Source organism: Arthrobacter sp. ISL-48 (genome assembly GCF_018613805.1).
In the GTDB taxonomy this organism is placed as follows: domain Bacteria; phylum Actinomycetota; class Actinomycetes; order Actinomycetales; family Micrococcaceae; genus Arthrobacter.
The window spans coordinates 174,564-199,284 of the sequence record NZ_JAGGPL010000018.1 but is presented as its reverse complement, the minus strand read 5'-3'; the positions used below and the strand labels follow the sequence as shown (position 1 = coordinate 199,284).

The following is a 24,721-nucleotide window of genomic DNA, read 5'->3' as shown; positions in this document are numbered from 1 at the left end:
GCACCCCAGGGCAGCGGCGGCTTCGACACTCCAGATCCATCCGCGACAATGTCGTCACACCAAAGGAACTCCATGAGCCACACCCTTCCGTCCGCCGGGCCGGGCACCGCTGCCCCGGCCGGGACCCCGAAGAAGGCAGCCCTCGCCAGCTTCCTGGGCAGCGCCGTCGAATACTATGACTTCTTTATTTTCGGTTCCGCGGCCGCCCTGATCTTTCCCAAGGTCTTCTTCCCGGATGCGGACACCAACGCGGCGATCATGTCCTTCGCCACGTTCGGCTTCGCCTATGTCGCACGGCCAGTGGGCGCCGTTATCCTGGGCCACTTCGGCGACAGGGTGGGCCGCCGGAAGGTCCTCATGTTCACCCTGCTGCTCATGGGCGCCTCCACCTTCATCATCGGCTGCCTGCCGGACTTCCATACGGTGGGTTGGTGGGCTCCCGTCCTCCTGGTGCTCGCGCGCCTCTGCCAGGGCCTGTCCGCCGCGGGCGAGCAGGCCGGCGCCTCCTCGATGACGCTGGAGCACGCACCGGACAACCGCCGGTCCTTCTTCACGTCCTGGACCCTCACCGGCACCCAGGGCGGCCAGATCCTCGCGGCCCTCGTCTTCATCCCCGTCCTCGCCCTGCCCGATGAGCTCAAGTACGGCATCGGCTGGCGCATTCCGTTCTGGCTGAGCGCCGTCGTCGTGATTGTGGCCTTCTTCATCCGCCGCACCCTGCACGAACCGCCCGCTTTCGAGGAAGCCCAGAAAACCGCGCAGATCGCCAAACTCCCCGTTGCCGATCTACTCAAGAGCCACTGGCGCGACGTCCTCCGCGTCATCTGCTGCGCCTTCATTGCAGCCGTCTCCACCGTGTTCGGCACCCTGGCCATCAGCTACGCCAAGACCGTTGCCGGCGTGGACGGAACCACCACCCTGTGGCTGGTGGTCGGCGCCAACCTGGTGGCCCTGGGCACCCAGCCGCTCTTCGGCCGGCTCGCGGACCGGATCGGCCGCAAGCCGGTCTTCATCTACGGCGCAGTTGCAAGTGCGATTCTGACGCCCGTGTTCCTGCTCAGCCTGGAATCCGGCAGCGTCGCGCTGATGTTCCTGGCCGCCATCGGTTTCTTCTCCTTTGGCTATGCAGCCTCGAACGCCGTCTGGCCTTCCTTCTACGCCGAGATGTTCAGCACCAAGGTGCGTTTCTCCGGCCTGGCCATCGGCACACAGTTGGGGTTCCTGATGGCTGGCTTCGCCCCGGCCATCGTGGCAGCCATGGGCGGCATCAAGGCCGGCGGCTGGGTCCAGATCAGCATCTTCACGGCTGTGATCTGCACCATTGCGGCTGTTTCCGCCCTCACGGCCAAGGAAACCTTCAAGGTCCCCACCAAGCAGCTGGGGCTGAAGTAGCACCTGCCGCAGCCGGGCCCCGACCCTCCTGCCCGGTTACAACCCGGAAGCCCGGCGTGTCCCAAGGACACGCCGGGCTTTTCCGCGCCATGGCGGCCGCAACCGGGCAGGAGCACCCGGTGTACCAGCGCCAGGTTGCCCGGGTCAGGATCATGCTTCGGACGCCCGCTGGTCAGTTGCGTGCAGTCGGCACGTCAGAGGGGTCATCAACGCCGGAGGAACAGCCTGCGACATGAAGTTCTTGTTCACGCACAGGTGAGGCTACCCTAAGTAGTCCACTCTTTTTTCTTGCCCCTTCGAGTCAGCCCTGCAAGGCGGTTTCTTGTGCGTTCCTTTCTTCGGCCCCCCGCGCTCATCGCTGCGGCACTGACCCTGGCCCTTTCCGGCTGCGGTTTCAGCGGTACACAAACGCAGGCCGGCCAGGCCGCCGCCACGGCTGACACAAACCAGCGGATCGTGGTGGATAACTTCCGGGCGCCCGTTGCCAACTGGGCCCTGGAATCCGATGCCGCCTACATCCTTTCCCTGTCCGGCTGCCTGGAGACGCTCACCAGCTACGATCAGGCCGCGGGCAAGGTGATCCCCATGCTCGCCACGGAATGGAAGCAGTCCTCGCCCGTGGACTGGGACTTCAGCATCCGGCAGGGTGTGTCCTTCCAGGACGGCACGGCGCTGACCGCCGAGTCAGTGGCGGCGGCATTGAACCACGTCCTGGACGCCAAGGTCCCGGCCCGTGCCTTCAACCGCACCATGATCAGCAACGTGACCGCAGTGGACGGGCAGACCGTCCGCGTCAGTACTCCCGCTGAAAACCCGCTGGTGCCGTACCGTCTTGCCAGCGTGAACACCGGCATCCTGGCGCCCGCCGCCTACAAGGACGGCGCCGTGGACCCGTTCGGCCACTGCACCGGGCCGTTCACACCCGTCTCGGAGAAGGCAAAGCAGTCCCTGACGCTGGACCGCAATGAGCATTACTGGGGCGGTGACGTGCAGCTTGCCGGAGCCGAGGTCCGCTTCATCACGAACGGCGCTACCCGTGCTGCCCAGGTGCAGACCGGCGAAGCGGACATTTCGCTATCCATCCCCGTCTCCAGCCTGTCGACGCTGAAGAGCGCTCCCGACGTGACGGTCCTCGGCGCCGACTCTCCCCGGACCGCCACGCTGTACATGAACAATGGCCGCGCACCCCTGGACAACGTGGACGTCCGCAAGGCCATCCGTGATTCGCTTGACCTGGACGCGCTGGCAGCCAGCGTGTACGAGGGTGCTGCCCTTCCGGCCACCGGCCCCTTCGCCCCCTCCGAGCCATGGGCAGGGGAAAAGTCGGAGGAACAGAAGCAGGACCTCGACGAAGCCCGCAAGCTGCTTGCCAGCGCCGGATACACCGCGGACAGGCCCTTGGAAATCATCGCCATCGTGGAGCGCGCGGAATTCGCCGATGTGGCGGCGGTCATCCAGGAAAACCTCAAGAACATCGGCATCCCCGTGACTATCCAGTCAAAGGAATATGCCGCTGCGGAACCGGACGTCCTGGCCGGAAACTACGACATGCTGCTCAGCCAGCGGAACCGGCTGATCGATATCGCGGACCCCATCGGGTTCCTGACCGCCGACTACACCTGCGCTGGCACGTACAACCTGAGCCACTTCTGCGATCCGGAGTACGACAGGACCATCACTGAAGCCGCTAAGACAGTGGATACCGGCCGGCGCTACGAGCTGTACGCAAAAGCCGGAAAAATCCTCAAGGAGCAGGCCGTCAACGCGTGGCTCGTCAATGAACAGGCCACGGACGCTGCCCGGACCAATGTCCTCTCCTACGTCCAGGATCCCCTGTCGCGCTACGTACTGACGGCGAAGACAGCAAAGTCCGGGTCCTAGTTCCGCCGTCAGGAGGCCGCTGGAAATGATCCCCTTCATCGCCAAGCGCACTGCCACCCTGGTGGCAGCCGTCGCAGTGTCCTCGTTTGCGGTGTTCCTGATCCCGTACTTCACCCCGGGCGACCCCGTCCGGAAGATCATCCGTTCACGGGTTGCAGGGGATGCAGTGGATAACGGTTCCGTGCAGGCTCTCGGCGAAAGCCTGGGCCTGCACGATCCCCTGGCCGTGCAGTACTTCCGGTGGTTGGGCGACGTGCTCAGCGGCGACATGGGACTCTCGTACGTCAGCCGCACCGCAGTGGCGGGCCAGGTCCTGCCGGCGCTGACAGTGACGCTCAGCCTGGTCACCATGGCCCTCGGCATAGCCGTTGCGGTATCCCTCCCCCTGGGAATCATCGCCGGGCTGCGGCCGGGGAGCGCCCCGGACAAGACAATCACGGCTGTGACCCAGGCCCTTATCGCCATGCCGGAATACTGGGTGGCGCCTGTGTTGGTGCTGGTCTTCGCCCTGAAGCTGTCAGTGCTGCCCTCAGCGGGCTGGACTGATCTTTCATCGGCAGTGCTTCCCGCCCTGACCCTTGCCCTGCGGCCCATCAGCTATTTCACCTCGGCCGTACGGGCCGGCATCATCGACGCCGCGGCCGCCGACCACGTACCGGCAGCGCGCGCCAGGGGCCTGAGCCATGCCCAGTCCGTGCTGCGCCACGTGATCCCGAACGGGCTGGTTCCCCTGTCCACCCTGTTCGCAGTCTGGTTTGCCGGCCTGCTGGGCGGATCGGTGATTGTGGAGGTGATCTTCGCCGTCCCGGGTATGGGAAGACTGCTGTTCGACGCCGTGATCAACAGCGATATCCCCGTCGCCCAGGGCGGGGTGGTAGTGGTGGTGGCACTCGCCGTCGGTGTGACCACCCTGGCGGACTTCGTCCACCGGCTCCTGAGCCCTGCCGTGGGAGGTTCCCTTGCGTAGCCGGCCGACGATCACCGCCATCGCTGCGGCAGTCCTTGCCCTCATCGTGCTGGCGGTGCTGCTGGCCCCGTGGATCTCGCCGTACCCACCGGCGGAACAGAACCTGGCGGAACGCCTGGCGCCTCCGTCCCAGGGCCACTGGCTGGGAACCGACAACCTGGGCAGGGACACACTGAGCCGCGTCCTGGAAGGCGGCCGGTTCTCCATGTCGGTGGCCGCACTGGCAACGGTGCTGACCTGCTTCCTGGGCGTGGCGATAGGAATCCTGAGTGCACGGCGCCGTGGCTGGCTGGACGAGTTCCTCACCCGGACCAATGACGTGCTGCTTGCCATGCCGGAGATGGTTGTGGCGCTCTTCATCGTGGCAGCCCTGGGCACCGGATTCGGGCCGCTGCTGCTCGCGCTCTCAGTCACAGGGTGGACACCTTTCGCCCGCCTGGCGAGGACCCTGGCCTACGATGTCTCGGCCCGAGGGTTTGTGGAGGCGGCCCGCGTGGTGGGCTGCCCGCCGTCGTTCATTATCTTCCGGCACGTCCTGCCCCACCTGTCCGCGCCGATCCTCGGCCAGGCAACGCTGAGGTTCGGGCAACTGCTGATCAGCGTCGGGGCACTCTCCTACCTGGGGCTGGGCGTCCAGCCGCCGCAGTCCGACTGGGGTTCCATGCTGGCCGCTGCCCAGCCCTTCGCGGACCGCGCTCCCCTCGGAATCGTTGCCCCCGGCCTGGTCATCTTTACCGTTGCGCTCTGCGTGACCCTGCTCGGCCAGCGGGCAGCCCGTATGGCAGCGGCACCGCTTCTCCTGCCCGTGGCGGCGGACACATGACCAAGAGCGCGAGCCTCGTCCTGGACGGCCTTGAGGTGAGTCTTGCCCCTGCGTCCGCCACTGGTCCGTCAGCGGCGGGCGCGCACAGCGGACCGCCCCTGCTGTCCGGTGTCTCGTTGTCGGTGGATCCCGGGGAGTTCGTGGCCCTGGTAGGCAGCTCGGGCTCCGGAAAAACCCTGACTGCCATGTCCTCACTGCGCCTCCTGCCCCCGCAGCTGGGGATCACCGGCGGTTCCATCCGGCTCGGCGGCCTGGACCTGACCCGGGCAACCGAGCCAGAGCTGAACGCTGTCCGCGGCGGCCGGCTGGGAATGCTGTTCCAGCAGCCCAAGCGGATGTTCAACCCGAACCGCACTATCGGTCACCACCTCAAAGAACCGTTGCGCCTCCATGCCGGGCTCCGCGGCAGGAAGGCGCGGGCCAAAGCGCTGGAACTGCTGGACGAGGTGGGCTTCGCGGATCCTGCCAAGGGAGTCCGCGCCTACCCGCACCAGCTCTCCGGCGGTATGGCCCAACGTGCCATGACCGCCCTGGCGCTGGCCGGACAGCCGGACATCCTGCTGGCCGATGAGCCCACGTCCGCACTGGACAAGGTGCTGGAACGCCAGGTTCTGCAGCTGCTGGACAGGGAGCGCCGGGAACGCGGCCTGGGCGTCCTGTACATCACCCACAACATCGCATCAGTTGCCTCCTACGCGGACCGAGTGCTCGTCATGAACGCCGGCAGCATCGTGGAAGCCGGTCCTGCCAGTGAACTGCTGACCCGCCCTAGCACCGCTTACGCCCAGCAACTCCTGGCGGCCGCACGCCTGGCCCCTGAGTCCCGCCGTCGTCCGCCCTCCACGGAACGTGAAGTCCTGATCCTGGACGGCGTGGGCAAACGCTTCGGGCCACGGCGGCGGAAAACCGGGCACACAGCGTTGGAGGACGTCTCCCTGACCCTTAAACGCGGCGAGATCCTGGGCGTCCTGGGCCAATCGGGATCCGGCAAGAGCACGCTGGCCCGGACCATCGTAGGGCTGGACGCGGCCAGCACGGGCACCATCACCCGGCAGCTGGGCGAAGCCGGCACAGGCGAGGCCACAGCTGTCCAGCTGGTGTTCCAGGAACCGCACGGCGCCTTTGACCCGCGCATGACCCTGCGCACCAGCCTGCACGCACCGCTCCGGAAACGTCCGGGGCTCTCACCGCAGCAGCGCGACGCCCGGATCGGTGCTGTGATGGACGAGGTGGAGCTGGACGGGAGCCTGCTGGACAAGCGGCCCGGCCAATGCTCAGGCGGACAGCTCCAGCGGGCCACGATCGCCCGCGCGCTCCTTCTTGAACCGCAGGTACTGATCTGCGACGAGGCCACCTCGGCCTTGGACGCGCTTACCCAGCGCACCATCCTCGGCCTGTTGCTGCGGCTCCAGCGTGAGCACGACCTGTCGCTGATCGTGATCTCGCACGACATGGACGTTGTCCGGTACATGTGCGACAGGGTGGCCGTACTTCTGCACGGCCGGGTGATCGAGGTCGCCGAAACCGGGGAATTCTTCGCGGCTCCCCGCCATCCGCACAGCCAGGCGCTGGTCTCGGCGGCGATCCCGTGCAGGACTGACGGCCTGTGGACGGTGCTGGACGTCGCGAAGCCAGCCCGCGCGCAGAGCGCCGTTGTGCCGAATGTTATGGCCGGCCGGTTTCCAGGACCGACGCCAGGTCGAAGCTGACAGGCTCCTCCAGCTGCTCATAGGTGCACGATTCCGGATCCCGGTCCGGCCGCCAGCGGGCAAACTGGGCGGTGTGGCGGAAGCGCTCACCTTCCATATGGTCGTACCTGACCTCCACCACCAGTTCTGGCCGGAGCGGCACAAAGGAGAGGTCCTTCCCGGCGCTCCAGCGGCTGCCCTCCGCGTTCCGCGGCGTGCGTTCGCCGTCCTCCTGCTTCGCCCAGGCCCAGGGGTGCCCATCGAAGCCGGTGACCAGCGGCTGGAGTTCCTTGAACAGTTCCTGCCGGCGTTTCATCGGGAAGGCGCCGATCACGCCCACGCTGGCCAGGCCGCCGTCGTCCTTGTATAAGCCGAGCAGCAGTGAGCCGATCGCGTCCGGACCGCTTTTGTGCACCCGGTATCCGGCCACCACGCAGTCGGCGGTGCGCTCGTGCTTGATCTTGAACATCACCCGCTTGTCCGGCTGGTAACGGCCGCCCAGCGGCTTGGCCACGATTCCGTCCAGGCCGGCGCCTTCGAACTGCTGGAACCACTGCTCCGCGACCTCCTTGTCCTGGGTGGCGGCGGTGAGGTGGACGGGAGCCCGGCTGCCGGCGAGCGCCTTCTCCAGCGCGGCCCGCCGTTCGGCAAAGGGCCGGCCGGTGTAGTCGTCGTCGCCCAGGGCCAGCAGGTCGAAGGCCACGAACTTGGCCGGGGTCTGCGCGGCCAGCAGCTTCACCCGGCTGGCCGCGGGGTGGATCCGCTGCTGCAGGGCGTCGAAATCCAAGCGGTCCCCCGAGGCGCCCACCAGGACGATCTCGCCGTCGAGCACGCACCGCGGCGGCAGGTTCTCCTTCAGCGCCTCCACAAGCTCCGGGAAGTACCGGGTCATGGGTTTCTCGTTGCGGCTGCCGATCTCCAGGTCGTCCCCGTCGCGGAAGATGATGGACCGGAACCCGTCCCACTTGGGCTCATAACTGAGGTCCGCTTCTTTTGGGAGGCCACCAATGCCGCTGACGGCCTTGGCGAGCATGGGCGGGACGGGAGGCATCACGGGAAGTTGCATAGTGCCCATTCTTGCCCGAGGGCCGCTCCGGCGGTAGGTCTAACCCGCCAGAAGCCAGACCGCAAGGATCAGCACCGGGGCCGCGGCCGCCGTCGAAAGCAACACGGTTTCCCGGGCCACCGTCTTGCCGCGGCTGTAACGGTTGGCAAACAGAAACACGTTCTGGGCGGTCGGCAGCGCGGCCATCAGCACAACCCCCAGCAGCATGTGGTGCTCAAGATTGAAGACGAACCGTCCGACGGCGAATGCCACCGCCGGCATGACGGCCGACTTGAGTGCCGTGGCAGTCAGGATCTCGGCCGTGTGGCCGCCGCTGTGCAGGATCCGGTTTCCGTGAAGGGACATGCCGAAGGCCAGCAGGACCACCGGGACGGCCGCCCCGCCCAGCAGCGATAACGGCGCCATGACCGGCTCGGGCAGCTGCACGTGGAAGGCAGCCAGCACCACGCCCAGGAGGGAGGCGATGATCATGGGGTTCCGGAACGGCTGGGTCAGCATCCGACGGGGCGAGAACCGTCCGGCCGCGGACAGGTCCAGCACCGTGAGGACCAGCGGCGCGAACAGGAGGAGCTGTACCAGGAGCACAGGCGCCACGGGCGTTGCATCGCCCAGCGCGTAGACGGTGATGGGGATGCCGATGTTGTTGGCGTTGACGTAGGAACTTGCCATCGCGCCCACGGCGGTCTCGGCGAGGGGCCGCCGGAACCAGAGCCGGCTCAGCGTCACATACAGCAGGGCCGTGATTCCCGCCGTAAGCAGGGCCAGCGGGACATAGGCGGAGAAGACCACCGCGAGGTCGGATTTCAGGACGACGGTGAACAGCAGCACGGGGTTGGTGATGAAGAACGCCGTGCGGGTCAGCGCCGACACCGTGGGCTCGCCGCCCAGCCCGCATCGGGCAGCTATGTATCCCACCGCGATGACGACGCCGATCACCGCCAGCCCGATCAGCACGCCACCCACAGAGCTACCTCCTTCCGGCCCGCCTGAAATTCTTGTATTACAGGCTCCCAACTTATCTGACATGCGGCTCGCCCTCGACACAGCGCCGCGCGGGACTGTAGACCTTAACGATGGTCACCGTCGGCTTCCACGCCTCGCATGAACAGATCAGTCCAGGACAGCTGCTCAAGGATGTCCAGCACGCGGAACAGGCCGGTTTTGATGCCGCCATGTGCTCTGATCACATAGAGCCGTGGTCCGCCAGGCAAGGGCATTCGGGTTTTGCCTGGTCTTGGCTGGGCGCGGCACTGGCCACGACCAACCTCACGTTCGGGGTGGTGACGGCGCCCGGCCAGCGCTACCATCCGGCCATCATCGCGCACGCCTCGGCCACGCTGGCCAGCATGTTTCCCGGCCGTTTCTGGCTGGCCCCCGGCAGCGGCGAGAACATGAACGAGCACGTCACAGGCGGGGCGTGGCCGCCCAAGGAGACGCGGCAGCTCCGGCTCGAGGAGTGCGTGGACATCATCCGCCGCCTGCACCGGGGCGAGGAGGTGACGCACCACGGGCTGGTGACTGTTGAGCAGGCGCGGATCTGGGACGTTCCCGAACCCCCGCCGCCGCTCATCGCTCCGGCCATCAGCGTCGACACCGCCCGCCGTGCCGCCGCTTGGGCGGACGGCCTGGTGACGGTGAACCAGCCCGCCGGAAAGCTCAGGGACATGCTGGCCGCCTACCGGGACAACGGCGGCCAAGGGAAGGCGGTCCTCCAGGTTCACCTCTCCTGGGCGCCGAAGGAGGAGGCCGCCGTCGCCATTGCCCTGGACCAGTGGCGAAGCAACACCTTCGCGCCGCCCGTCACTTGGGATCTGCCCACCGCCGCCCACTTCGACGGCGTCAGCACCCATGTAGGCGAGGACCAGGTCCGAAAATCCGTGAACGTCTCCGCGAGCCTGGACCAGCACGCGGAGTGGCTGGCCGGGTATGCCGGCCTCGGCTTCGACGAGCTGTACCTCCACTTCGTGGGGCAGGAGCAGGCACCGTTCATCGACGCATTCGCCGCGGACGTCCTGCCGGAGCTCCACCGGACGCCTGACCATTCGCCAGTGAAGGAGACCGCGCCATGAGAATCGCCGAAACCTCGGACCTCTGGTGGAAGAACGCCGTCATCTACTGCCTGGACGTGGAGACCTTCTTCGACGACGACGGCGACGGGACCGGCGACTTCGCCGGCCTCACCCAGCGGGTGGACTACCTCGCGGCCCTGGGGGTGACGTGCATCTGGCTGATGCCCTTCTACCCGTCGCCGGACCGGGATGACGGGTACGACGTAACGGATTTTTTCAGCGTGGATCCCCGGCTGGGCACCATGGGCGATCTGGTGGAGTTCATCCGCACGGCAAAGGACCGGGGCCTCCGGGTAATCGCGGACTTTGTGGTCAACCACACGTCCAACCGGCACCCGTGGTTCGTGGAAGCCAGGAAGTCCACCGACAACCCGTACCGGGACTACTACGTCTGGCGGAAGGACACTCCCCCTGACACATCGTCCGAGGTGGTGTTCCCGGGCGAGCAGACGTCCCTCTGGACCCAGGACGATGCCACCGGGGAGTGGTACCTGCATATGTTCGCCGAGTTCCAGCCGGACCTGAACGTCACCAACCCCGCGGTGCGGAACGAGATCGCCAAAGCCATGGGCCTGTGGCTGCAGCTCGGGCTGGACGGCTTCCGGCTGGACGCCGTCCCGTTCTTCCTGGAAACCCGCGGCGAGCCCAAGGACGAGGCCGCCAACATCGACCCCCACGAATACCTCAGTGCGCTGCGCAGTTTCCTCAACCGCCGGAACGGCAGCGCCATACTGCTGGGCGAGGTGAACCTGCCCTACAAGGAGCAGCTGGAGTACTTCGGCGGTTCCGTGGGCAACGAGCTGAACATGCAGTTCGACTTCATGTCCATGGAGCACATGTACCTGTCGCTGGCCCGGCAGGACGCCCGCCCGCTTGCCGAGGCGATCAAGGGCCGGCCGCCGCTGCATCCTGACAATCACTGGGCCATGTTCGTCCGCAACCACGACGAGCTCACGCTGGACAAGCTCAGCGACGCCGAACGCCAGGAGGTATTCGCCGCGTTCGGCCCCGAAAAGAACATGCAGATTTACGGCCGGGGCCTCCGCCGCAGGCTGCCGCCCATGCTCGGCGGTGACGCCGGCAGGATCCGGATGGTGTATTCGCTGATGTTCTCCCTGCCCGGCACCCCCGTCCTCTTCTATGGGGAGGAGATATGCATGGGCGAGGACCTGAGGCAGAAAAGCCGGGCTGCCGTGCGCACCCCGATGCAGTGGAACACGGAGAAGAACGGCGGCTTCTCCTCAGCGAGGGTCTCCGACCTGGTGGCCCCGCTGGTCCGCGGCGAGTACGGCCCGGAGAAGGTGAACGCCGCAGCCGCCAAGCGGGACCCCGACTCACTCTGGAACTTCATGGCAACGCTCATCGAACGCTACCGCGAGTCCCCGGAACTGGGCTGGGGCGAGTTCGCCATGATCGACCAGCCCGAGCCCGCGGTCTTCGCGCACACGGTCAGTTCGGCCGGGGCCACGCTGGTGCTGCTGCACAACTTCGGCGAGGACAAGGTGAAAGTGGCGGGTAAGGCCGGTCCCGACGACGCTCCGGCCCGCGCCTACAAAGGCGCCATCCTGCTGGAGCTGTTCGACGGCGACAACGTTCCGCTGGAGCCCGACGGCGCCTTCACGGTGGAGCTTGGCCGTTACGGTTACCGGTGGTTCCGGGTGCACCGTCCGGGTGACCGGCTGGCGCCGTAGCCAAACTACCGCCTGAGAACCGGGACACTCGGTTTTCCCCAATCAAAGGGCCCCGAATGCATATGCGCGCATCCGTTACTTTTGTAATGACAGCGCCCTACAGATGCTTGTCGTAGACTTCCCTGAACTTGAGCAGGATACCGTACTGCGAATTGGGATCGGCAGGATCGATGGCGAACTCGTCGATCAGCACGCCTTGCTGGTTGTACTCCTTCTCATCGATACGTACGCCCCATTCATAGTTGCCGTCCTCGGCGAGCTGGCCGTTGGCATGCCATTTCTTGGAATTGCCGTGCATGGTGCCAAGGCGGCACGTGAACTCCGAGCCCAGTAGGCCATTCTCGTCCCAGGTGCGCGACAGGCCGTCCCTGAGGCCCTCCTTGTACGTCGATTCGCTCTCGATGGCGCCGTTCGGAAAGCGCCAGACTTCGATACCGGTGAAGGGCTCATCGTTCCAGGTCTGAAGCTGGCCCTCCCACTCGAGGTCGTCGCCGTCGACACGCGGCAGCGATGCTTGATCAGTCAATCCAGGCCTCCGACAAATTCTCCAGCATCCCATCGATTGTCTGCTCCACAGTGAGATCCGACGTATCAAGCCAAAGCCCAAGGCGGGGAGTCTCTTCGCGAAGATGCCGATCGAACGCGGCGACGGACCATTCCGCACCATATCCGCTCTTTTCACGCGCCAGTTCGCGCACCTCCACCACCCCCACTTGCGGGGCCAGGACGAATAGGTACAGCGGCCGGTGCTGCACCATTGAAATCATCCTCGGCAGGTCGCCGCCAAGGTAGAGATCCTGCACCACTGCCGTGATTCCGGCACGTGCGTACTCAACGGCGGTTCCCGCTGCGAGGCGCTGCCGAAGATGCAACTGTGCGAGTGCCTCGCTGCTTAAAGGGCTCGACATCGCGGCCTGACCCGACACAATCATCCGGCGAAACATATCGCCGCGCACATGTGCCGCCCGGTTCAGTCGTCGTGCCAACGCGTCGGCGACCGTTGATTTCCCTGAGGCCATCAGACCAGTAATGAGCACTACGGACGGTTCTTCGAGCACGCACCCACCGTATCAACCAGAGGTGGAGTTCTTGATCTGTTCACCAGGTTGTCCTTCTGAAACCGTCCAATAGCGGTCATCAGGAGATTCTTCGCTGAACCCCTATACCAGTCCGGGCGAGAAGGCTACGATTGGTGCCTGAACGAGGGGTATTTGAGGGGGTCTTATGGGTTGCCTTACATACCGTAAAGGGTCGGCGTAAGCCCACCCTGGAAGGAGAGCCACCATGCCAATTGACGCCATTTCTGCAACCTTCAACCAAGTAGCCCAGATGGATATCCACTCCACAGCGAAAGAACTCAATGAAGCTCTCGGGCCGACCCTGGTAGCTGTGCTCGCCGGAGTTCGTGACCGAAAGCTTCCTTCCGAATGGGCAAAGCCCGATGGCCCCATTCCCCGGGACGGTTCAGTCACCAAACTTAAGACAGCCTTGCGCGTCTGGCGAGCCCTGAAACTTCACCACGACGAGCATATTGCACGGTCCTGGTTCATCGGTCTCAACCCTCTCCTCGATGAAACCACGCCTGTGGAGGCCTTCAACAAGGGCATGAACAGAGAAGTAATCGAGGCGGCGAGAGCGTTCCTGGACGCCAACGTTCATTCATGACCCTGTACTTGCTGCGCGAGCGGAAGCCATCTTTCGGTGGTTCAGAGCATGTGGACCGCGCGCTGGCGCTGGTCGTCGAGGAGCTGCAGGACCTGACCTAGGTACAGATACGTCACGCCGACGCCGAAGACGGGGTCGCGCACACCGTGGCTACTTCCTCAGGGGCCAGCCGGAGACTGCGTGGCCGGCCCGGGGGGGGTGCCGGCCACGCAACGGCTGCCATTGCCTCAGCAGACCGGAACGCACCGCTCGAACGGGGGAACTCACGATGCGCCGCCCCGGCACCCGGCGCAGTCCGAAATCACACCCCCAGATGTGTATATAGACCGGCACCGGAAAACCCGGGCACAAAGTAAACCTGGAAACAGGCAAATCGTGACGCGACACTCCCTCACGGGGAACGGCCATGATAAAACTGGCGGGGCAGCTGCCATCCAAAGGCAGACGATAGCCACAGTCGATTTAGCCGGTAACTTCCCGACATTGCCACCGCAGGCAGACCCGCCGTCAGCGGCTCGGGCTAGGCTCGAGAACATTGTCCTGAGACTCTTTGTCTTCGACCCTAGCCGCCGATGACCTCTTTAAAGAACTCATCAGCCGCCGCCCTGGCGACACTGTGAGTGGTTACAGAGTCCGCATCTCATCGTGGGCTTGCCTGAGCCGGGCCAGGGCCCGGGTGCAGTCGCTGCACCCGGGCAGGTGCTGGTTCAGTTTCGCCTGTTCCCCGGCCGATGATGCCCCCACGGCCACACGGGCCAGGAGTCTGGCGAAGCGCTGACATTCTCGCTTCTGTTCCGTTTCGGCGTAGGCGGTGAGGTACGCCACCCGCAGCCCCCGCCGGGCTCTTCGTGCCAGGGCCGAAACTGCGTTGGGTTCAATTCCCAGGACCGGTGCAGCTTCCCTGGGGCGAAGGCCCTGGATGTCAAGGAGCCGCAGGACCTCCTGCCAGCGCGCAGGCAGGGACGCGAAAGCACACGCCGCGAGACCGCACTCCGCCGCCTCCTCAACACGGGCAAGGCCCGGATCCTCGCAAACGGCTTCGGGAATACTGGCCACGGGCTGTTCCTTGCTGGTGCGGTTCCAGTGATCGGCCGCGCTGGTACGGATCACCCGGTACAGGTAAGGACGGAACGGACCAACCGGGCCCTTGCCCTCCTTGAGCGCGGAAAGGATTTTCACGAAAGAGTGGGACACCAAGTCTTCCGCGTCAGCGTGATGCCGTACCAGGCTGCACGCGAAGGCAACACCTGCGTCCCAATGCAATTCATACAGCCCGCAGAGTCCACCGGTACCGCCGCCGGGGTCTTCGGGCATCAAAGGCTCGCCTCTATCTCGCCCGTCAAAGGATCCTCGCGGGGCGTCTCTGGCTTCCTGCACGGCCCTCCTGGGGCTTCTGCCGGTCCTGCCAGGTGACTCTGTTGCTCTGCGTCCGCTTGGCTGACAGGTCGGCTGTTTGCTTTCGGGCAGTGCGGTGATTGCGTGGCCGGACGGGATAAGGCCGGCCACGCAATGGCTGCCAATTTGCTTAGGCAGACCGCCACGCACCGCTCGAAATGGGGGGGAACTCACGGTGCGTCACCCGGCACCCCGGCACCAAGCCGAAAACACACTCCCCACTGCGTGCAAAGACCAGCACCGGAAAACCCGGGCACTAACTTCACGCCGCGACAAGAAAATCGTGACGCGCGGACACACGACCGTCCACCATGCGGAAGGGCCCCAACTCGCGGGACCCGGTTCAACAGGAATGTCTCACCGCCTATGTCGGGGGCGCTTCCGCAGTGGAATGCCGGCCCTACCGCCCGTTCCTTGTATGAAAGGCAACGCAGACCGTGTCACAACGAGAACAGACCAAAGGCAGCCAGCACCCGGGAGCTGACAAAGAGGACCCTGCGTACGGCTGGCGTCACGTTCCGCGCAGTTGGCGGTTGTTCTTATGTACTAGCCGGCCTCTTCGACGAACGGGTATCCATGCGTCTTCCCTCCATCGACCTGCGTGACTATCCCCACGGCAGTTACCTCCACAGCCAGTCATTGAACTGGATTTATGCCAATGGGCTGGACCCCTTCGCCATCCCGCACGGGAAAGTGTCGATTATCGGGAATCATCTGACCGCGCAGGTATCAGACGATGTCTGGCGCACCATCCCTATGCAGACGCCACCAGAAGATTACGGCCTCACCCGCAGGGCCTGACCTGGACTCCGGTACCCGACCGTCTGAACCGAGACCTGGGCTAGTTACAAAGCACCCGGGGCGGGCTTCGGCGGACTCCTTCTGATTGACAACTTATCAACGCCGAACAGCTGTCCCCCTCACCTGACACGTAACAGAAACCTCCGGAGACAATGAGCCCTAGAATTCCCAACCAGCCGCACAAGGCGGTCCTTGGCACCGCCGTCGGAACAACGGTCCTAATTGCGATGGGAGCCTTCATCCTTTCGTTCGCGGCACTGACGGACCTGGCCGGGCGGTCCGGCATCGAAGCGCATCTCGCCTGGATCTGGCCCATCATCGTGGACGGCATGATCGTCGCGGCAACAGTGGCAATCGTTGCCCTTAACGGACACAGCCGCCGCGCGATGATCTACCCGTGGACACTCCTGTTCTTCGGCGCCATCGTCTCCACTGCCGCCAACTCGGTCCACGCCATCCTTACCGTGGACGATCTGCGCTCCGGCATCCCGCCTGTGGTGTCCGCACTGGTAGCCGCGATGCCCCCGGTAGTGCTGCTGGCGATCACGCACCTGACCGTTCACATGTACCAGAAGCGGGCCGAAGTAGCCCAGCTTCACGAAGACCTTGCCGCCCTTGAGGAGGCCTACCACGCTCCGGAGCCCGGCGAGAACCCTCCGCGGCACTCCCCTCACATCGCCACCCCGGCAGCACCCGAAATTGTCTCACCGCCAGTAAGCCCGACGGCGGCCACCGCGGCTCCCATGAAGACTGCGCCCACCACTGCAGAAGGAAAAACACAAGCCAGCACCAAGACTCCGGACGACGGGCCGGCGCCCCTATACGAGGAGACTGTCCAGGCACTTACCCCCGGCCCAGCCACCGATGGCGATACCCGCGTGCGCGAGCCTGCCAACGCATAGCTCTGAAGCGTGCAGTTCCAAGCTGCCCCTCGGACGGGGGGATCAAATACTAAAATCAACGAAGGATTCCTCATGAGCCATCCACCGCAGCCACAGCCGAACTCCTCCCAGCCCCCAGTCATGTACCCGCAGCCCTACCACCCGGGCCCCGGCCGGATCATGGCGCCGCCGCAGCCAAAAGGCCTCTCCATCGCTTCCATGGTCCTGGGGATCTGCAGCATTTTCCTCGGATGGACCTTCATTGCCCCCATCGTCGGATTCGTCCTGGGCATCATCGGACTCCAGCGCGAACCCGCCGCCAAGGGAATGGCCGTCACAGGCGTGATACTCAACGGCCTCATGCTGCTCGGCTGGGCACTCCTGTTCCTTTTCGGCCTCAGCATGCTCGGCCTCGCAGCCAGTACCACCGCGGTCCACGCCTAAACCCGGATACACCGATGACACTTAGTGCAGTCGAAGGGACTACCCCACGAGGTAGTCCCTTCTGCTTTAGCCCGCCTGAGCGAAGAAACATTGACGAGCGTCTAGTCCGTCTGGACGTCGCCGCAGTTCAGGTCTGTTAACCGTACAAACTGAGCACACGCGAAACAGAAATGGTTCCTGGCGGGTGTTCAGCGGTTAAACATCTGTAAATCCGGTTGCGCCTCAGGGCTTCACTGCTCCCACGGCGACGCCGTTGCCGCGGGGAGTATTAGTCAGCCAGCCGATGTCCCGGAGGGTCTTATAGTCGGACGCCTCACCGTCAGGCCATTGCTTACGCACCCGTGAGAGGGCCTCTGTCACTGCGCAATTCCACGGGAGGAACTGCTCTCCGTCGACGTCGCCGATGGTGACGAGTCCTTCGCCGAGAAGATTAGCAAGGTAGGGCAGGACGTGATGGTGTCCGGTCACCGGAGGGACCGGTCCGGCCCGTTGGATGAGGTAGCTGAGCATACCCAGACTCATATAGTCGTCCTGGTTCTCAGCCAGCACGAGGCTGATCAGCACCGGCTCAGGCACGAAGGCCGCACCTTCGGGGATGGGCGTGTTCAACTGCTGGTAGACACCCCCGTCTCTATCCACGTTCGGGGGGCTGCAGGTCCACGAATATCCGACTTTGCGCATTGGCTCTCCTGTTCCGGCTGTAAACCCGCCTCCGACCCGTCCCCGCCCCGAATCCGCACGCGGCGTTGGGCGGTATCAGGCCGGTCCTGTCCCTGGGTAACTGCCCGAGGCTGAAATCATGACGTTGAAAGCGCTCCGGTCTGCTGATGATCGCGTTCCAGCTGCCACAGGCACGGATACTGACTATGTTCTGCGGCCGGCACCTTATGCAGGGCTCCGAGTCGCGGCCTCGGAGGCTGCGGCTTGTTTTGATTCCTCTTCGGTGACGGGAGGGGTCAGCCAAAGGTAGTGGTTTTTGGTATGCCTGCTGGTATTTGCAGAGTAGGTTCCCCGATATCTTTGGGGGCCCCTCTCGGCAGCAAGCCCGAGTCCTTCCCGATACAAGGCAGCCTCAATTTCTGTCACCGCACGCGTACCGAGCCCGAAGATTTCATGGACCAAATCATCACGCGAGCGTGTGATCAGTTGCCCCACGGTTCGTATGCCGTGCCGCAGCAAGGCGTTGCGGCCCCGCGTTGAGAGCCCAAGGTCCATGAGCGGCCGGGCACGGCCTATTTCCAGCCGCCGGGCACTTGAGTCATCCATAGCCACATAGTCCTCGTCCGGCATGACCGGTTTTTCACCGCGCTGAAGATGTTCATCATTCATGAACTCTTGACGGCACCGGCCCCAATTCATGACGGAGGAATGCGGAAGCCGGACACCCAAGCACGGACTCCTTGTTGGACACGAGACTGTTTCAGAGTCCGACGTGCGATCCCAGGACGGCCCGAGACCCTAATCTGGGCTTACGGTGATGAGCCGCGGGTTTGGGGCCCTGCTGGGACGGACGGCACGTCGTCGCCCGGTCGTGATTAATCGGCTCATTTCTCGATAACTCCCTAGCGAACGGAAGTCAATGACCACGAATTGTCGCCGCCCCAATCATCCAGCAGTGCGGTTTCACGCAGATCCTTCATCACGGGCGCCTCCCTTGCCGTACCCCTTGTAGCCGCCGGTGCGGCCGGCGCCTCCTGGGCCAGTCCCAGCCCCACTCCGCTCGCCACAGTGACCCTGGGACCCTCCACATATGCGCATCCCGGGCTGGTCCACACCCTGGCTGACGTCGAGGTGACATCGTTGAACGTCGCTGGCAGCGCGCAGCCCTGGTTGGGTGGCTGGAATCGGCTCGTTGCCAATGGCCGCTCGAATTCCGGATGGCAGCCACGACCGGTAGAGACAGTCATCCGCGGCGGCGACGGCCAAAACTACGGCCCGTTGTTCACCGACATCCACGCCGCATACCAAAACGCCCTGCGGTGGCGGATCTCAGGCGAGGCAGCCCACGGGGCAGCTGCCGTGCGGATCCTCAACGCCTGGTCCGGGATGTTGACCACAGTCACCGGCAACGCCGACCGCTTCCTCGCCGCAGGCATCTACGGCTACCAGTTCGCGAACGCGGCGGAGCTGGTGCGGGATCACCCAGACTTCGAGTTCGAGCGATTCCGCGGCATGCTTCTGAACGTCTTCCACCCGATGAACGAGCACTTCCTCACCAACCACAACGGTGCCGTCATCACCAATTACTGGGCCAACTGGGACCTGTGCAACATGGCATCCATCATCGCCATCGGCATCTTCGCGGACCGCGACGACCTGGTGGACCGCGCCGTCACCTACTTCCAAAGCGGTGCAGGCAACGGTTCACTGCCGCATGCCGTGCCGTTCGTTTACGAGGACGAGGGCTTGGCCCAATGGCAGGAGAGCGGCCGCGACCAGGCGCACAGCATGATGGGCATCGGGCTGATGGGTGCCTTCTGCGAAATGGCCTGGAACCAGGGCATCGACTGCTACGGACACGACAACAACCGCTTCCTCAAGGCCGCCGAATACGTCGCCAAGTACAACCTCGGCAACGACGTGCCCTTCACCCCGTACACGTGGCAGTCCGGCCCCTGGACCACCGCCTCCCACGCCGGCTGGCACACCCAGACCGTTCCCAGTGAGGGCGCCCGGGGTCAGGGCCGCCCTGTCTGGGATCAGGTTCTGGGACACTACTCCGGCCGCAAGGGGCTGGACACTCCTTGGGTCAGCCAGATCGCTGCCACCCTGCGGCCCGACGGCGGCGGCGGAGACTACGGCCCCAACTCCGGCGGATATGACGCCCTGGGATTCGGCACCCTCATGCAGTACCCGGCACAGACCGGCAGGCGCGTCTCCCGCCTGCAAAGCTTCAATTTCCCGGACCGCTACGTCCGACACACGGGTTCGACAGTCCGCCTCGATCCCTCTACCTCGCCGGTCAAGGACTCCCAGTTCCGGGTCGTCCCGGGGCTGGCCAGCCAGGCCGACGGCCGCATCTCGTTCGAGTCAGTGGACATGCCCGGCTACTTCCTGCGGCACTGGAACTACACATTCAGTCTCGTGCAGAATGATGACTCCGCGGTGTTCAAGGCCGACGCCACATTCCTTCCTGTCACGGGGCTGGGCCACAGCAACCTCACATCATTCCGGTCCCACAACTATCCGGACCGGTATATCAGGCACAGCAACTACGGACTCAAGCTGACGACAATCGCGAGTGACCTTGACCGCGCCGACGCCACTTACCGGATGGTCGACTGAACCGCTGCTGGTGGGACACTCCGCCACGGTCGCAGCTTCAGGCTTTCGGTCTGCAACGGGATCCGCCCCCGGGACGTCTACCCGATGGAACGGGTGAGTCTGCTGTGCCCCGGTAACCACTAGCGCAGCGCTGTGCCGCCGAAGCCGGACGCGTTCACCATGCCGCCTGGACGGCGCCGTCGGGAAGCGCACGGCGCACAGTCCCGGTAATGATGTTGAGGCCCACCTCCGGATCCAGGCTGCCTACGTTGTACGTGCCCGGCAGGTCCCCGGTCCGGGAGCGCCTCCAGCCCTTCCCAGCAGAAATGTGCCATGTCGCTGTAGCCGGTTTCGACGGCGGTTCTGTGGGCGGACAGGAGCTGGGCAGCATCACGTGCGAGCGGGGCTGCGGTGCGGGCCGCTGCGATGCTTGCCCTTACGCAGTTTGCCAGTGATGTTCCAGGGCCGATCTCAAAGAAGATCTGTCGTGCGTTCAGCTCACGTCGCTGACGCCATAATCAGCGGAGCTGAAAGCACCGCCCACAGCTAGCAGGACAGAACGGTTCTGATGGCAAGCTCGCCCGTGGAACGCAACGAAGTGACGCCACCCCACCTGAAAAGCGGGCGTGGAATTCCAGGTGTCAGTCGGCGTCCGTCCCGGGCCGGGGAGGGGTTGCGCTTTGCAGCTCGAATGCGGCACGCAGACCTGCCCTGGCGCGGATGAGCAACGCTGATACCGCGTTGGCTTCGATACCCAGCATCGGTGCAATGGTTCGTGGCTTCTCACCCATGACTTCGGTGTACCAGAGCACTGTCCGCCACCGCTCCGGCAGGGAACGCATGGCAGCGGCGACGTGCTCATGCTCGAACACGGACAGGACCCTTTCCAGCCCCTGGTCATCCTCTTGGCCCTTGTGCAGATCCTCATCCGGTGCGGGCTGCTCACGCCCGCGCCTGTTCCAGAATGTCGACACTACTGACCGGAGTGCCGTGTTCAGATATGGGCCGAACATATCAGTGGGCCCGTATCCGTTCCTGATCGCTCGGACAGCCTTCGCAAACCCGTCATGCAGCACGTCCTCAGACTCCTGGGCCCCCGACATCAGCCCGCGTATGAACCGCAGCCCCGGCTCCCGGTACCTCTCATACAGGATGGCCATCGACTCAGGGTCACCGGACCGCACACCGGCAATCAGATCGGATTCAAGACCCAACGGCCCCTCCGGAGCCAGGATGCCATTGGACTCCCGTGCGGCCGCTTTCTCCCCACCGCCAGGGATATCAGTCGTCGGCTCGGCGCCGGCTGCGCCGCGGGCATGCCCCTCCCACGGCGAAGCGTGCTCCAGTGTTTCCAGGTGGATCCCCCCTCCGATGCCCAATAGACGGAGCGCACTTGTGGCGCCTCATTCACCTCACCTCGCGGAGGCCTGTTTTGTGACGCGAAATCACAAATGTTATGAAAACGTTCACCCATGCGTCTTTGCGTCACGATCCGCGCATCCTTCGGTTGTAAAAGGGGTGGGCTCAGGGCCGACGCATGTTCCGCCAGTACTCAAAGGACTCTGCAGTTACCAGCGGGTGCCAGAGAAGACCCCCAGGGTGCCGGCCCTGACCGCTCACTCAGCACGCACAGCTATGCCTAACCCTCCGGAACAATTGAAAAGGAAACACCCCATGGCAAAAAAGGTAGAAATCACCCTCGTCGACGACCTCGACGGCAGCACAGCAGACGAGACGATGCTGTTTGGAATCGACGGCGTGAACTACGAAATCGACCTCAGTGGAGAAAATGCCGCCAGGCTAAGGAGCGCCCTCGCCGAGTTCACGGCTGCCGGCAGGAAAACCACAACTCCGACCACTACCCTTGCCCGTCGCCAACGCCCAGGCATTACCTCACCAGCCAAGATTCGCCAGTGGGCAACGGAGAACGGCTACGTGGTGAACAGGCGGGGGCGGCTCCAGGCGGAAATAGAACTCGCCTACCACTCCAGCAACAGCTGAGCAGCAGCAGGGGGCTCTCAACACCGGTCGCCATGCACGGTCGAAGGTCATGCTGCTTCGCTCCTGTGAGGCGAAACGGTCGCAGTCGGCGCCAGGGAAGTCCATGGAAGGGCCGGGCTGTGGTGCGGCCCTGTCAGGTCCGAATGTCTCGTAATCCTCTTGGGAAGGCATGCGGGTAGTATGAAATATCAGCATGCGAAGCTTTGGGGGTGATCGCGTATGCCTGAAGGATCAGACACGAGGCTAACGGTATCTGTGAGCCTAAGGGATTTTGAGGAACTCACGCGTCAATGGGCGGGCTATCTGGCCGTAACCAGGACTGGGACAGGCCCTGTTGACCCGGTTCTTGCGCTAAGAAGCACTGGCGGGGTTCTGCGGTCCCTGGATCAACTGCTGGGCTCCCTTGACATCGAGGACAGCACTCCGCGGGGTGACCCAAGACAGTAGTGGGTCCTTGGTGGAATTCCGGCCGTCATAATGTGATTTGTTCATGTTCTTTATGACCAAAAGTCGGCAGCTTTTTCATTAGCTGGTTCTGTTAGCGCTATCAACCCTGCGTTAGGCAGGAATCGCTACCGCCCGGAGTCCGCATGTTCCATGCTTTACGCTTTGTCAGCTTCAACCCCGCATGCCCGGCATCATGTTGAAGTTCGCTCCAACTGAGCCGCTGCCAGAACACAGGGGCGAGCCCGCCGGCGGTCTGGGCCCGACCGGACTTTACGCCTTCCCGCAGGGGCACGATCTCGTCGCCGAGGCCTTGGCCGCCCTTCCCGTTCGGTGGCAGAGAGCCCTGTGGTACCTGGACGTGGAAGGACTCACGCCGCGCGAGGCCGGCACGCTTCTCGATATCGCGCCCGACGCGTTTTCGGCCCTTCGCCGGCGTGCGCAGAAGGGGTTCCGTGAGGCCTACAGTGTGCTGTATCTGCGCCACGCCCAGAACGACGGCTGCGAGTCCATGTTGGGGATGCTGGCTGGAACCGCCCCAGATATCAGCGCCGGGATTGCCCTGGATGCCAGCAAAGTAGCAGACCGGGGCACAGTGGGCGTTTCACCTTCGCACCTGCCGGACCTGCCCAGGGGCACTTGAATCCAGCCGGCAGGGTGGCCCTTGCCAGGCACGTTAAGTGGATTGTTCTTCTTCCACCGTCGAGATGACGTTTTCGACTGCCCTGATCACAGCGCCTGTGCAGCGCAGGGAGGTTACGGGGTCAAAGTCCCCGTCGCTGGATGTGGCGAGGAACGATTTCCAACATTCCTCGAGTTCACCGAGCTCGGCAGCGCCGACACGGACGGTGGCGTCCGGGGCAACTGAATCATCTGCAATTCTGAACAAAGCATTCCTCATGCCGTCTTAACCGCCGAGCGTGCAGACCGTGACGCCGTTTTCCCGAGTAAGGGGATCGGTCCCAGGATTTCCAGTGTCCGTTGGGTCCCCCCTTCGCTTGCTCCCGGGACGAATCAACCGTTGTCACCGTGTTTTGGGCAGTGCGGATCCGTCGGCTTCGGATACGCGGGGTGGTAACGCCATCGTGGGCAGCTACAGTCTGGGTAGACGTTCGTTGCCCTGGTCCATGAGGACTCCGATCCGGTCCCAACTATCGGATCAGTCACGGGCCGCTCCGGAAACATGTGCCCCTGTGGCCTCAGGCATTGGCGTTCGAGCCAGTGCGGTCCACGATGCTCCCGGAGACAGCGACTTCCCGCACTGCCCAGATACCGGCGATGGCGTCATCCTCATGGATGTAAGCCTCCGAGGTGAGCATCACCGAACCATCCACTGCGACCATTCGGAACCGGTGACGGCCCTCTTGATCCAGATACAGTTCAAAGCCAGCGGTCATCTCGCTCTCCTAACCTACGCGGCGCCTTCATGCCCCGACTCAAACAAAACCGTCACCTTTAGTACCGCCCACGCCGCAAATCGTGACGCATCAGATCCGGAGGGTCGGTTTCCGAAGACCTCTTTTGTCCCAATTGGCGCAATTGACCAGGCCGGTATGCTGGGGCCGATCAGTACATTCGGGACGTTCGGCTTCCACCGCCCGCACCGACGTCAAAGATGTCAATCCAGGAGTCACCAACAGGAACTGGAGAGTGCACCCCATGTCACATGTGCGACGCTTCGACCACGTCGGCATCACCGTTGCTGACATCGACAGAGCAACGGCTTTCTTCGTTGGGTTGGGTCTTGAGGTCGAGGGCCGGACGTTCATGGAGGGCGAGTTCGTGGACACCGTCATCGGCATACCCGGCTCCCGCAGCGAGATCGTCATGCTGCGGCCGCCGGATGGAGGTGCCGGCCTGGAGCTGTCAAGCTTCACCCAGCCTGACCACGAGCCCGGGTCTCCGTCCGCGATGTCCACCGAATTGGGACTGCGCAACGTGGCGTTCGAGGTGGACGACCTTCAATTGGCCCTCGAGCGGGTGGCAACGGATGGCTACGGCCTGGTGGGCGGCGTCGGCCAATACGAGGACATCTGGCGCATGGCGTACGTTCGGGGACCGGAAGGAATCATCGTGTCCCTGGCCGAGCGGATCGGATAGCGCCACCCCTGCCAGGTCTGACCAGAATAGGAAAAGGCCTCCAGAGGTGCTTAATTAGCCGCGATGCCCTTCGGCTGCGGACCCTGCGACCTGCCGGCGTGTGCGTGTCCGGCCCCTGCTACGGAACGGGGCCGGACACGCTGTCCGCT

26 protein-coding genes are annotated in these 24,721 nt (G+C 64.3%); 16 read left to right on the top strand and 10 right to left on the bottom strand.

Annotated elements, in window-relative coordinates:
• The first annotated feature begins 72 nt into the window (after nt 1–72).
• The 6 genes from J7E83_RS15990 (at nt 73) to nikE (ending at nt 6,772) form a co-directional block, all read left to right on the top strand.
• Nucleotides 73–1,392: an MFS transporter gene (locus tag J7E83_RS15990; RefSeq protein ID WP_214964123.1), complete on the top strand. Its 1,320-nt coding sequence runs from the start codon at nt 73–75 to the stop codon at nt 1,390–1,392.
• A 56-nt stretch (nt 1,393–1,448) separates the two neighbouring features.
• Entirely contained in the window at nt 1,449–1,628 is a 180-nt protein-coding gene (locus J7E83_RS15985; RefSeq protein ID WP_214964120.1) for a hypothetical protein, read from the top strand.
• Between the two features lie 88 nt (nt 1,629–1,716).
• Nucleotides 1,717–3,273 (top strand): ABC transporter substrate-binding protein, encoded by a 1,557-nt coding sequence (locus tag J7E83_RS15980; RefSeq protein ID WP_214964117.1) that lies wholly within the window; start codon nt 1,717–1,719, stop codon nt 3,271–3,273.
• Between the two features lie 25 nt (nt 3,274–3,298).
• The gene (locus J7E83_RS15975; RefSeq protein ID WP_214964114.1) at nt 3,299–4,240 is read left to right on the top strand and encodes an ABC transporter permease; all 942 of its coding nucleotides are present in this window, start codon (nt 3,299–3,301) and stop codon (nt 4,238–4,240) included.
• Nucleotides 4,233–5,063 carry an ABC transporter permease gene (locus J7E83_RS15970; protein WP_214964111.1) on the top strand — a complete coding sequence of 277 codons (831 nt, stop codon included), beginning with the start codon at nt 4,233–4,235 and terminating at the stop codon, nt 5,061–5,063. The genes J7E83_RS15975 and J7E83_RS15970 overlap by 8 nt, the downstream gene beginning before the upstream one ends.
• Nucleotides 5,060–6,772, top strand: coding sequence for an ABC transporter ATP-binding protein (gene nikE / locus J7E83_RS15965; RefSeq protein WP_214964108.1), 1,713 nt, complete (start codon nt 5,060–5,062; stop codon nt 6,770–6,772). The genes J7E83_RS15970 and nikE overlap by 4 nt, the downstream gene beginning before the upstream one ends.
• Here nikE and J7E83_RS15960 read toward each other — a convergent pair.
• Complete coding sequence (locus tag J7E83_RS15960) at nt 6,729–7,817, bottom strand: ATP-dependent DNA ligase (RefSeq protein ID WP_214964105.1); 1,089 nt, start codon at nt 7,815–7,817, stop codon at nt 6,729–6,731. The genes nikE and J7E83_RS15960 overlap by 44 nt on opposite strands.
• A 39-nt stretch (nt 7,818–7,856) precedes the next feature.
• Nucleotides 7,857–8,780 (bottom strand): AEC family transporter, encoded by a 924-nt coding sequence (locus tag J7E83_RS15955; protein ID WP_214964102.1) that lies wholly within the window; start codon nt 8,778–8,780, stop codon nt 7,857–7,859.
• A gap of 110 nt (nt 8,781–8,890) precedes the next feature.
• On the opposite strand from J7E83_RS15955, the gene J7E83_RS15950 reads away from it, so the two are divergent.
• Both J7E83_RS15950 and J7E83_RS15945 read left to right on the top strand, forming a co-directional pair.
• Nucleotides 8,891–9,886: a TIGR03885 family FMN-dependent LLM class oxidoreductase gene (locus J7E83_RS15950; protein WP_214964100.1), complete on the top strand. Its 996-nt coding sequence runs from the start codon at nt 8,891–8,893 to the stop codon at nt 9,884–9,886.
• Nucleotides 9,883–11,577, top strand: a complete 1,695-nt coding sequence (locus J7E83_RS15945) for an alpha-amylase family protein (protein WP_214964099.1) — start codon at nt 9,883–9,885, stop codon at nt 11,575–11,577. Before J7E83_RS15950 ends, J7E83_RS15945 begins: the two co-directional genes overlap by 4 nt.
• A gap of 97 nt (nt 11,578–11,674) precedes the next feature.
• Here J7E83_RS15945 and J7E83_RS15940 read toward each other — a convergent pair whose 3' ends face one another.
• Both J7E83_RS15940 and J7E83_RS15935 read right to left on the bottom strand, forming a co-directional pair.
• Nucleotides 11,675–12,103 (bottom strand): toxin-antitoxin system YwqK family antitoxin, encoded by a 429-nt coding sequence (locus tag J7E83_RS15940; RefSeq protein ID WP_214964098.1) that lies wholly within the window; start codon nt 12,101–12,103, stop codon nt 11,675–11,677.
• Nucleotides 12,096–12,635, bottom strand: coding sequence for an AAA family ATPase (locus J7E83_RS15935; protein WP_311379734.1), 540 nt, complete (start codon nt 12,633–12,635; stop codon nt 12,096–12,098). Before J7E83_RS15935 ends, J7E83_RS15940 begins: the two co-directional genes overlap by 8 nt.
• 226 nt (nt 12,636–12,861) lie before the next feature.
• Here J7E83_RS15935 and J7E83_RS15930 point away from each other — a divergent pair, with 226 nt between their 5' ends.
• Nucleotides 12,862–13,242, top strand: coding sequence for a hypothetical protein (locus J7E83_RS15930; RefSeq protein WP_214964097.1), 381 nt, complete (start codon nt 12,862–12,864; stop codon nt 13,240–13,242).
• Between the two features lie 624 nt (nt 13,243–13,866).
• Here J7E83_RS15930 and J7E83_RS15925 read toward each other — a convergent pair.
• The gene (locus tag J7E83_RS15925; protein ID WP_214964096.1) at nt 13,867–14,556 is read right to left on the bottom strand and encodes an RNA polymerase sigma factor; all 690 of its coding nucleotides are present in this window, start codon (nt 14,554–14,556) and stop codon (nt 13,867–13,869) included.
• A gap of 657 nt (nt 14,557–15,213) precedes the next feature.
• Between J7E83_RS15925 and J7E83_RS15920 the strand changes: the two genes are divergently transcribed.
• The 3 genes from J7E83_RS15920 (at nt 15,214) to J7E83_RS15910 (ending at nt 16,763) form a co-directional block, all read left to right on the top strand.
• The gene (locus J7E83_RS15920) at nt 15,214–15,438 is read left to right on the top strand and encodes a hypothetical protein (protein WP_214964094.1); all 225 of its coding nucleotides are present in this window, start codon (nt 15,214–15,216) and stop codon (nt 15,436–15,438) included.
• A gap of 152 nt (nt 15,439–15,590) precedes the next feature.
• Complete coding sequence (locus J7E83_RS21235) at nt 15,591–16,340, top strand: DUF2637 domain-containing protein (protein WP_251043932.1); 750 nt, start codon at nt 15,591–15,593, stop codon at nt 16,338–16,340.
• A 72-nt stretch (nt 16,341–16,412) separates the two neighbouring features.
• Nucleotides 16,413–16,763, top strand: a complete 351-nt coding sequence (locus tag J7E83_RS15910; RefSeq protein ID WP_251043931.1) for a DUF4190 domain-containing protein — start codon at nt 16,413–16,415, stop codon at nt 16,761–16,763.
• Between the two features lie 222 nt (nt 16,764–16,985).
• Here the strand turns inward: J7E83_RS15910 and J7E83_RS15905 are convergent, their stop codons facing one another.
• The gene (locus tag J7E83_RS15905) at nt 16,986–17,444 is read right to left on the bottom strand and encodes a hypothetical protein (RefSeq protein ID WP_214964092.1); all 459 of its coding nucleotides are present in this window, start codon (nt 17,442–17,444) and stop codon (nt 16,986–16,988) included.
• Between the two features lie 204 nt (nt 17,445–17,648).
• Complete coding sequence (locus J7E83_RS21615) at nt 17,649–17,978, bottom strand: DNA-directed RNA polymerase subunit alpha C-terminal domain-containing protein (protein ID WP_396020565.1); 330 nt, start codon at nt 17,976–17,978, stop codon at nt 17,649–17,651.
• A gap of 375 nt (nt 17,979–18,353) precedes the next feature.
• Here J7E83_RS21615 and J7E83_RS15895 point away from each other — a divergent pair, with 375 nt between their 5' ends.
• On the top strand, nt 18,354–20,048 hold the full coding sequence (locus J7E83_RS15895) for an AbfB domain-containing protein (protein WP_214964087.1): 1,695 nt from the start codon (nt 18,354–18,356) through the stop codon (nt 20,046–20,048).
• 620 nt (nt 20,049–20,668) lie between these two features.
• Here J7E83_RS15895 and J7E83_RS15890 read toward each other — a convergent pair.
• A complete protein-coding gene (locus tag J7E83_RS15890; protein ID WP_214964084.1) occupies nt 20,669–21,406 on the bottom strand; it encodes an RNA polymerase sigma factor in 738 nt (245 codons plus the stop codon).
• A 295-nt stretch (nt 21,407–21,701) separates the two neighbouring features.
• On the opposite strand from J7E83_RS15890, the gene J7E83_RS15885 reads away from it, so the two are divergent.
• Nucleotides 21,702–22,028, top strand: a complete 327-nt coding sequence (locus J7E83_RS15885; RefSeq protein ID WP_214964081.1) for an Lsr2 family protein — start codon at nt 21,702–21,704, stop codon at nt 22,026–22,028.
• Nucleotides 22,029–22,668: 640 nt separating this feature from the next.
• On the top strand, nt 22,669–23,115 hold the full coding sequence (locus J7E83_RS15880) for an RNA polymerase sigma factor (protein WP_214964077.1): 447 nt from the start codon (nt 22,669–22,671) through the stop codon (nt 23,113–23,115).
• Between the two features lie 33 nt (nt 23,116–23,148).
• Here the strand turns inward: J7E83_RS15880 and J7E83_RS15875 are convergent, their stop codons facing one another.
• The gene (locus J7E83_RS15875; RefSeq protein WP_214964074.1) at nt 23,149–23,361 is read right to left on the bottom strand and encodes a hypothetical protein; all 213 of its coding nucleotides are present in this window, start codon (nt 23,359–23,361) and stop codon (nt 23,149–23,151) included.
• 310 nt (nt 23,362–23,671) lie between these two features.
• Complete coding sequence (locus J7E83_RS15870; RefSeq protein ID WP_214964071.1) at nt 23,672–23,869, bottom strand: DUF1508 domain-containing protein; 198 nt, start codon at nt 23,867–23,869, stop codon at nt 23,672–23,674.
• Between the two features lie 262 nt (nt 23,870–24,131).
• Between J7E83_RS15870 and J7E83_RS15865 the strand changes: the two genes are divergently transcribed.
• Nucleotides 24,132–24,572, top strand: a complete 441-nt coding sequence (locus tag J7E83_RS15865) for a VOC family protein (RefSeq protein ID WP_214964068.1) — start codon at nt 24,132–24,134, stop codon at nt 24,570–24,572.
• Nucleotides 24,573–24,721: the final 149 nt, after the last annotated feature.

Excerpts from the sequence above, each read along its gene's own strand:
- J7E83_RS15865 (WP_214964068.1), top strand. The coding sequence starts at position 24,132 with ATGTCACATGTGCGACGCTTCGACCACGTCGGCATCACCGTTGCTGAC.
- J7E83_RS15905 (WP_214964092.1), bottom strand. The coding sequence starts at position 17,444 with ATGCGCAAAGTCGGATATTCGTGGACCTGCAGCCCCCCGAACGTGGAT.
- J7E83_RS21235 (WP_251043932.1), top strand. The coding sequence starts at position 15,591 with ATGAGCCCTAGAATTCCCAACCAGCCGCACAAGGCGGTCCTTGGCACC.
- nikE (WP_214964108.1), top strand. The coding sequence starts at position 5,060 with ATGACCAAGAGCGCGAGCCTCGTCCTGGACGGCCTTGAGGTGAGTCTT.
- J7E83_RS15920 (WP_214964094.1), top strand. The coding sequence starts at position 15,214 with ATGCGTCTTCCCTCCATCGACCTGCGTGACTATCCCCACGGCAGTTAC.
- J7E83_RS15910 (WP_251043931.1), top strand. The coding sequence starts at position 16,413 with ATGAGCCATCCACCGCAGCCACAGCCGAACTCCTCCCAGCCCCCAGTC.
- J7E83_RS15925 (WP_214964096.1), bottom strand. The coding sequence starts at position 14,556 with ATGCCCGAAGACCCCGGCGGCGGTACCGGTGGACTCTGCGGGCTGTAT.
- J7E83_RS15870 (WP_214964071.1), bottom strand. The coding sequence starts at position 23,869 with ATGACCGCTGGCTTTGAACTGTATCTGGATCAAGAGGGCCGTCACCGG.
- J7E83_RS21615 (WP_396020565.1), bottom strand. The coding sequence starts at position 17,978 with ATGGACCTTGGGCTCTCAACGCGGGGCCGCAACGCCTTGCTGCGGCAC.
- J7E83_RS15945 (WP_214964099.1), top strand. The coding sequence starts at position 9,883 with ATGAGAATCGCCGAAACCTCGGACCTCTGGTGGAAGAACGCCGTCATC.
- J7E83_RS15960 (WP_214964105.1), bottom strand. The coding sequence starts at position 7,817 with ATGCAACTTCCCGTGATGCCTCCCGTCCCGCCCATGCTCGCCAAGGCC.
- J7E83_RS15975 (WP_214964114.1), top strand. The coding sequence starts at position 3,299 with ATGATCCCCTTCATCGCCAAGCGCACTGCCACCCTGGTGGCAGCCGTC.
- J7E83_RS15990 (WP_214964123.1), top strand. The coding sequence starts at position 73 with ATGAGCCACACCCTTCCGTCCGCCGGGCCGGGCACCGCTGCCCCGGCC.
- J7E83_RS15880 (WP_214964077.1), top strand. The coding sequence starts at position 22,669 with ATGTTGAAGTTCGCTCCAACTGAGCCGCTGCCAGAACACAGGGGCGAG.
- J7E83_RS15950 (WP_214964100.1), top strand. The coding sequence starts at position 8,891 with ATGGTCACCGTCGGCTTCCACGCCTCGCATGAACAGATCAGTCCAGGA.
- J7E83_RS15885 (WP_214964081.1), top strand. The coding sequence starts at position 21,702 with ATGGCAAAAAAGGTAGAAATCACCCTCGTCGACGACCTCGACGGCAGC.
- J7E83_RS15930 (WP_214964097.1), top strand. The coding sequence starts at position 12,862 with ATGCCAATTGACGCCATTTCTGCAACCTTCAACCAAGTAGCCCAGATG.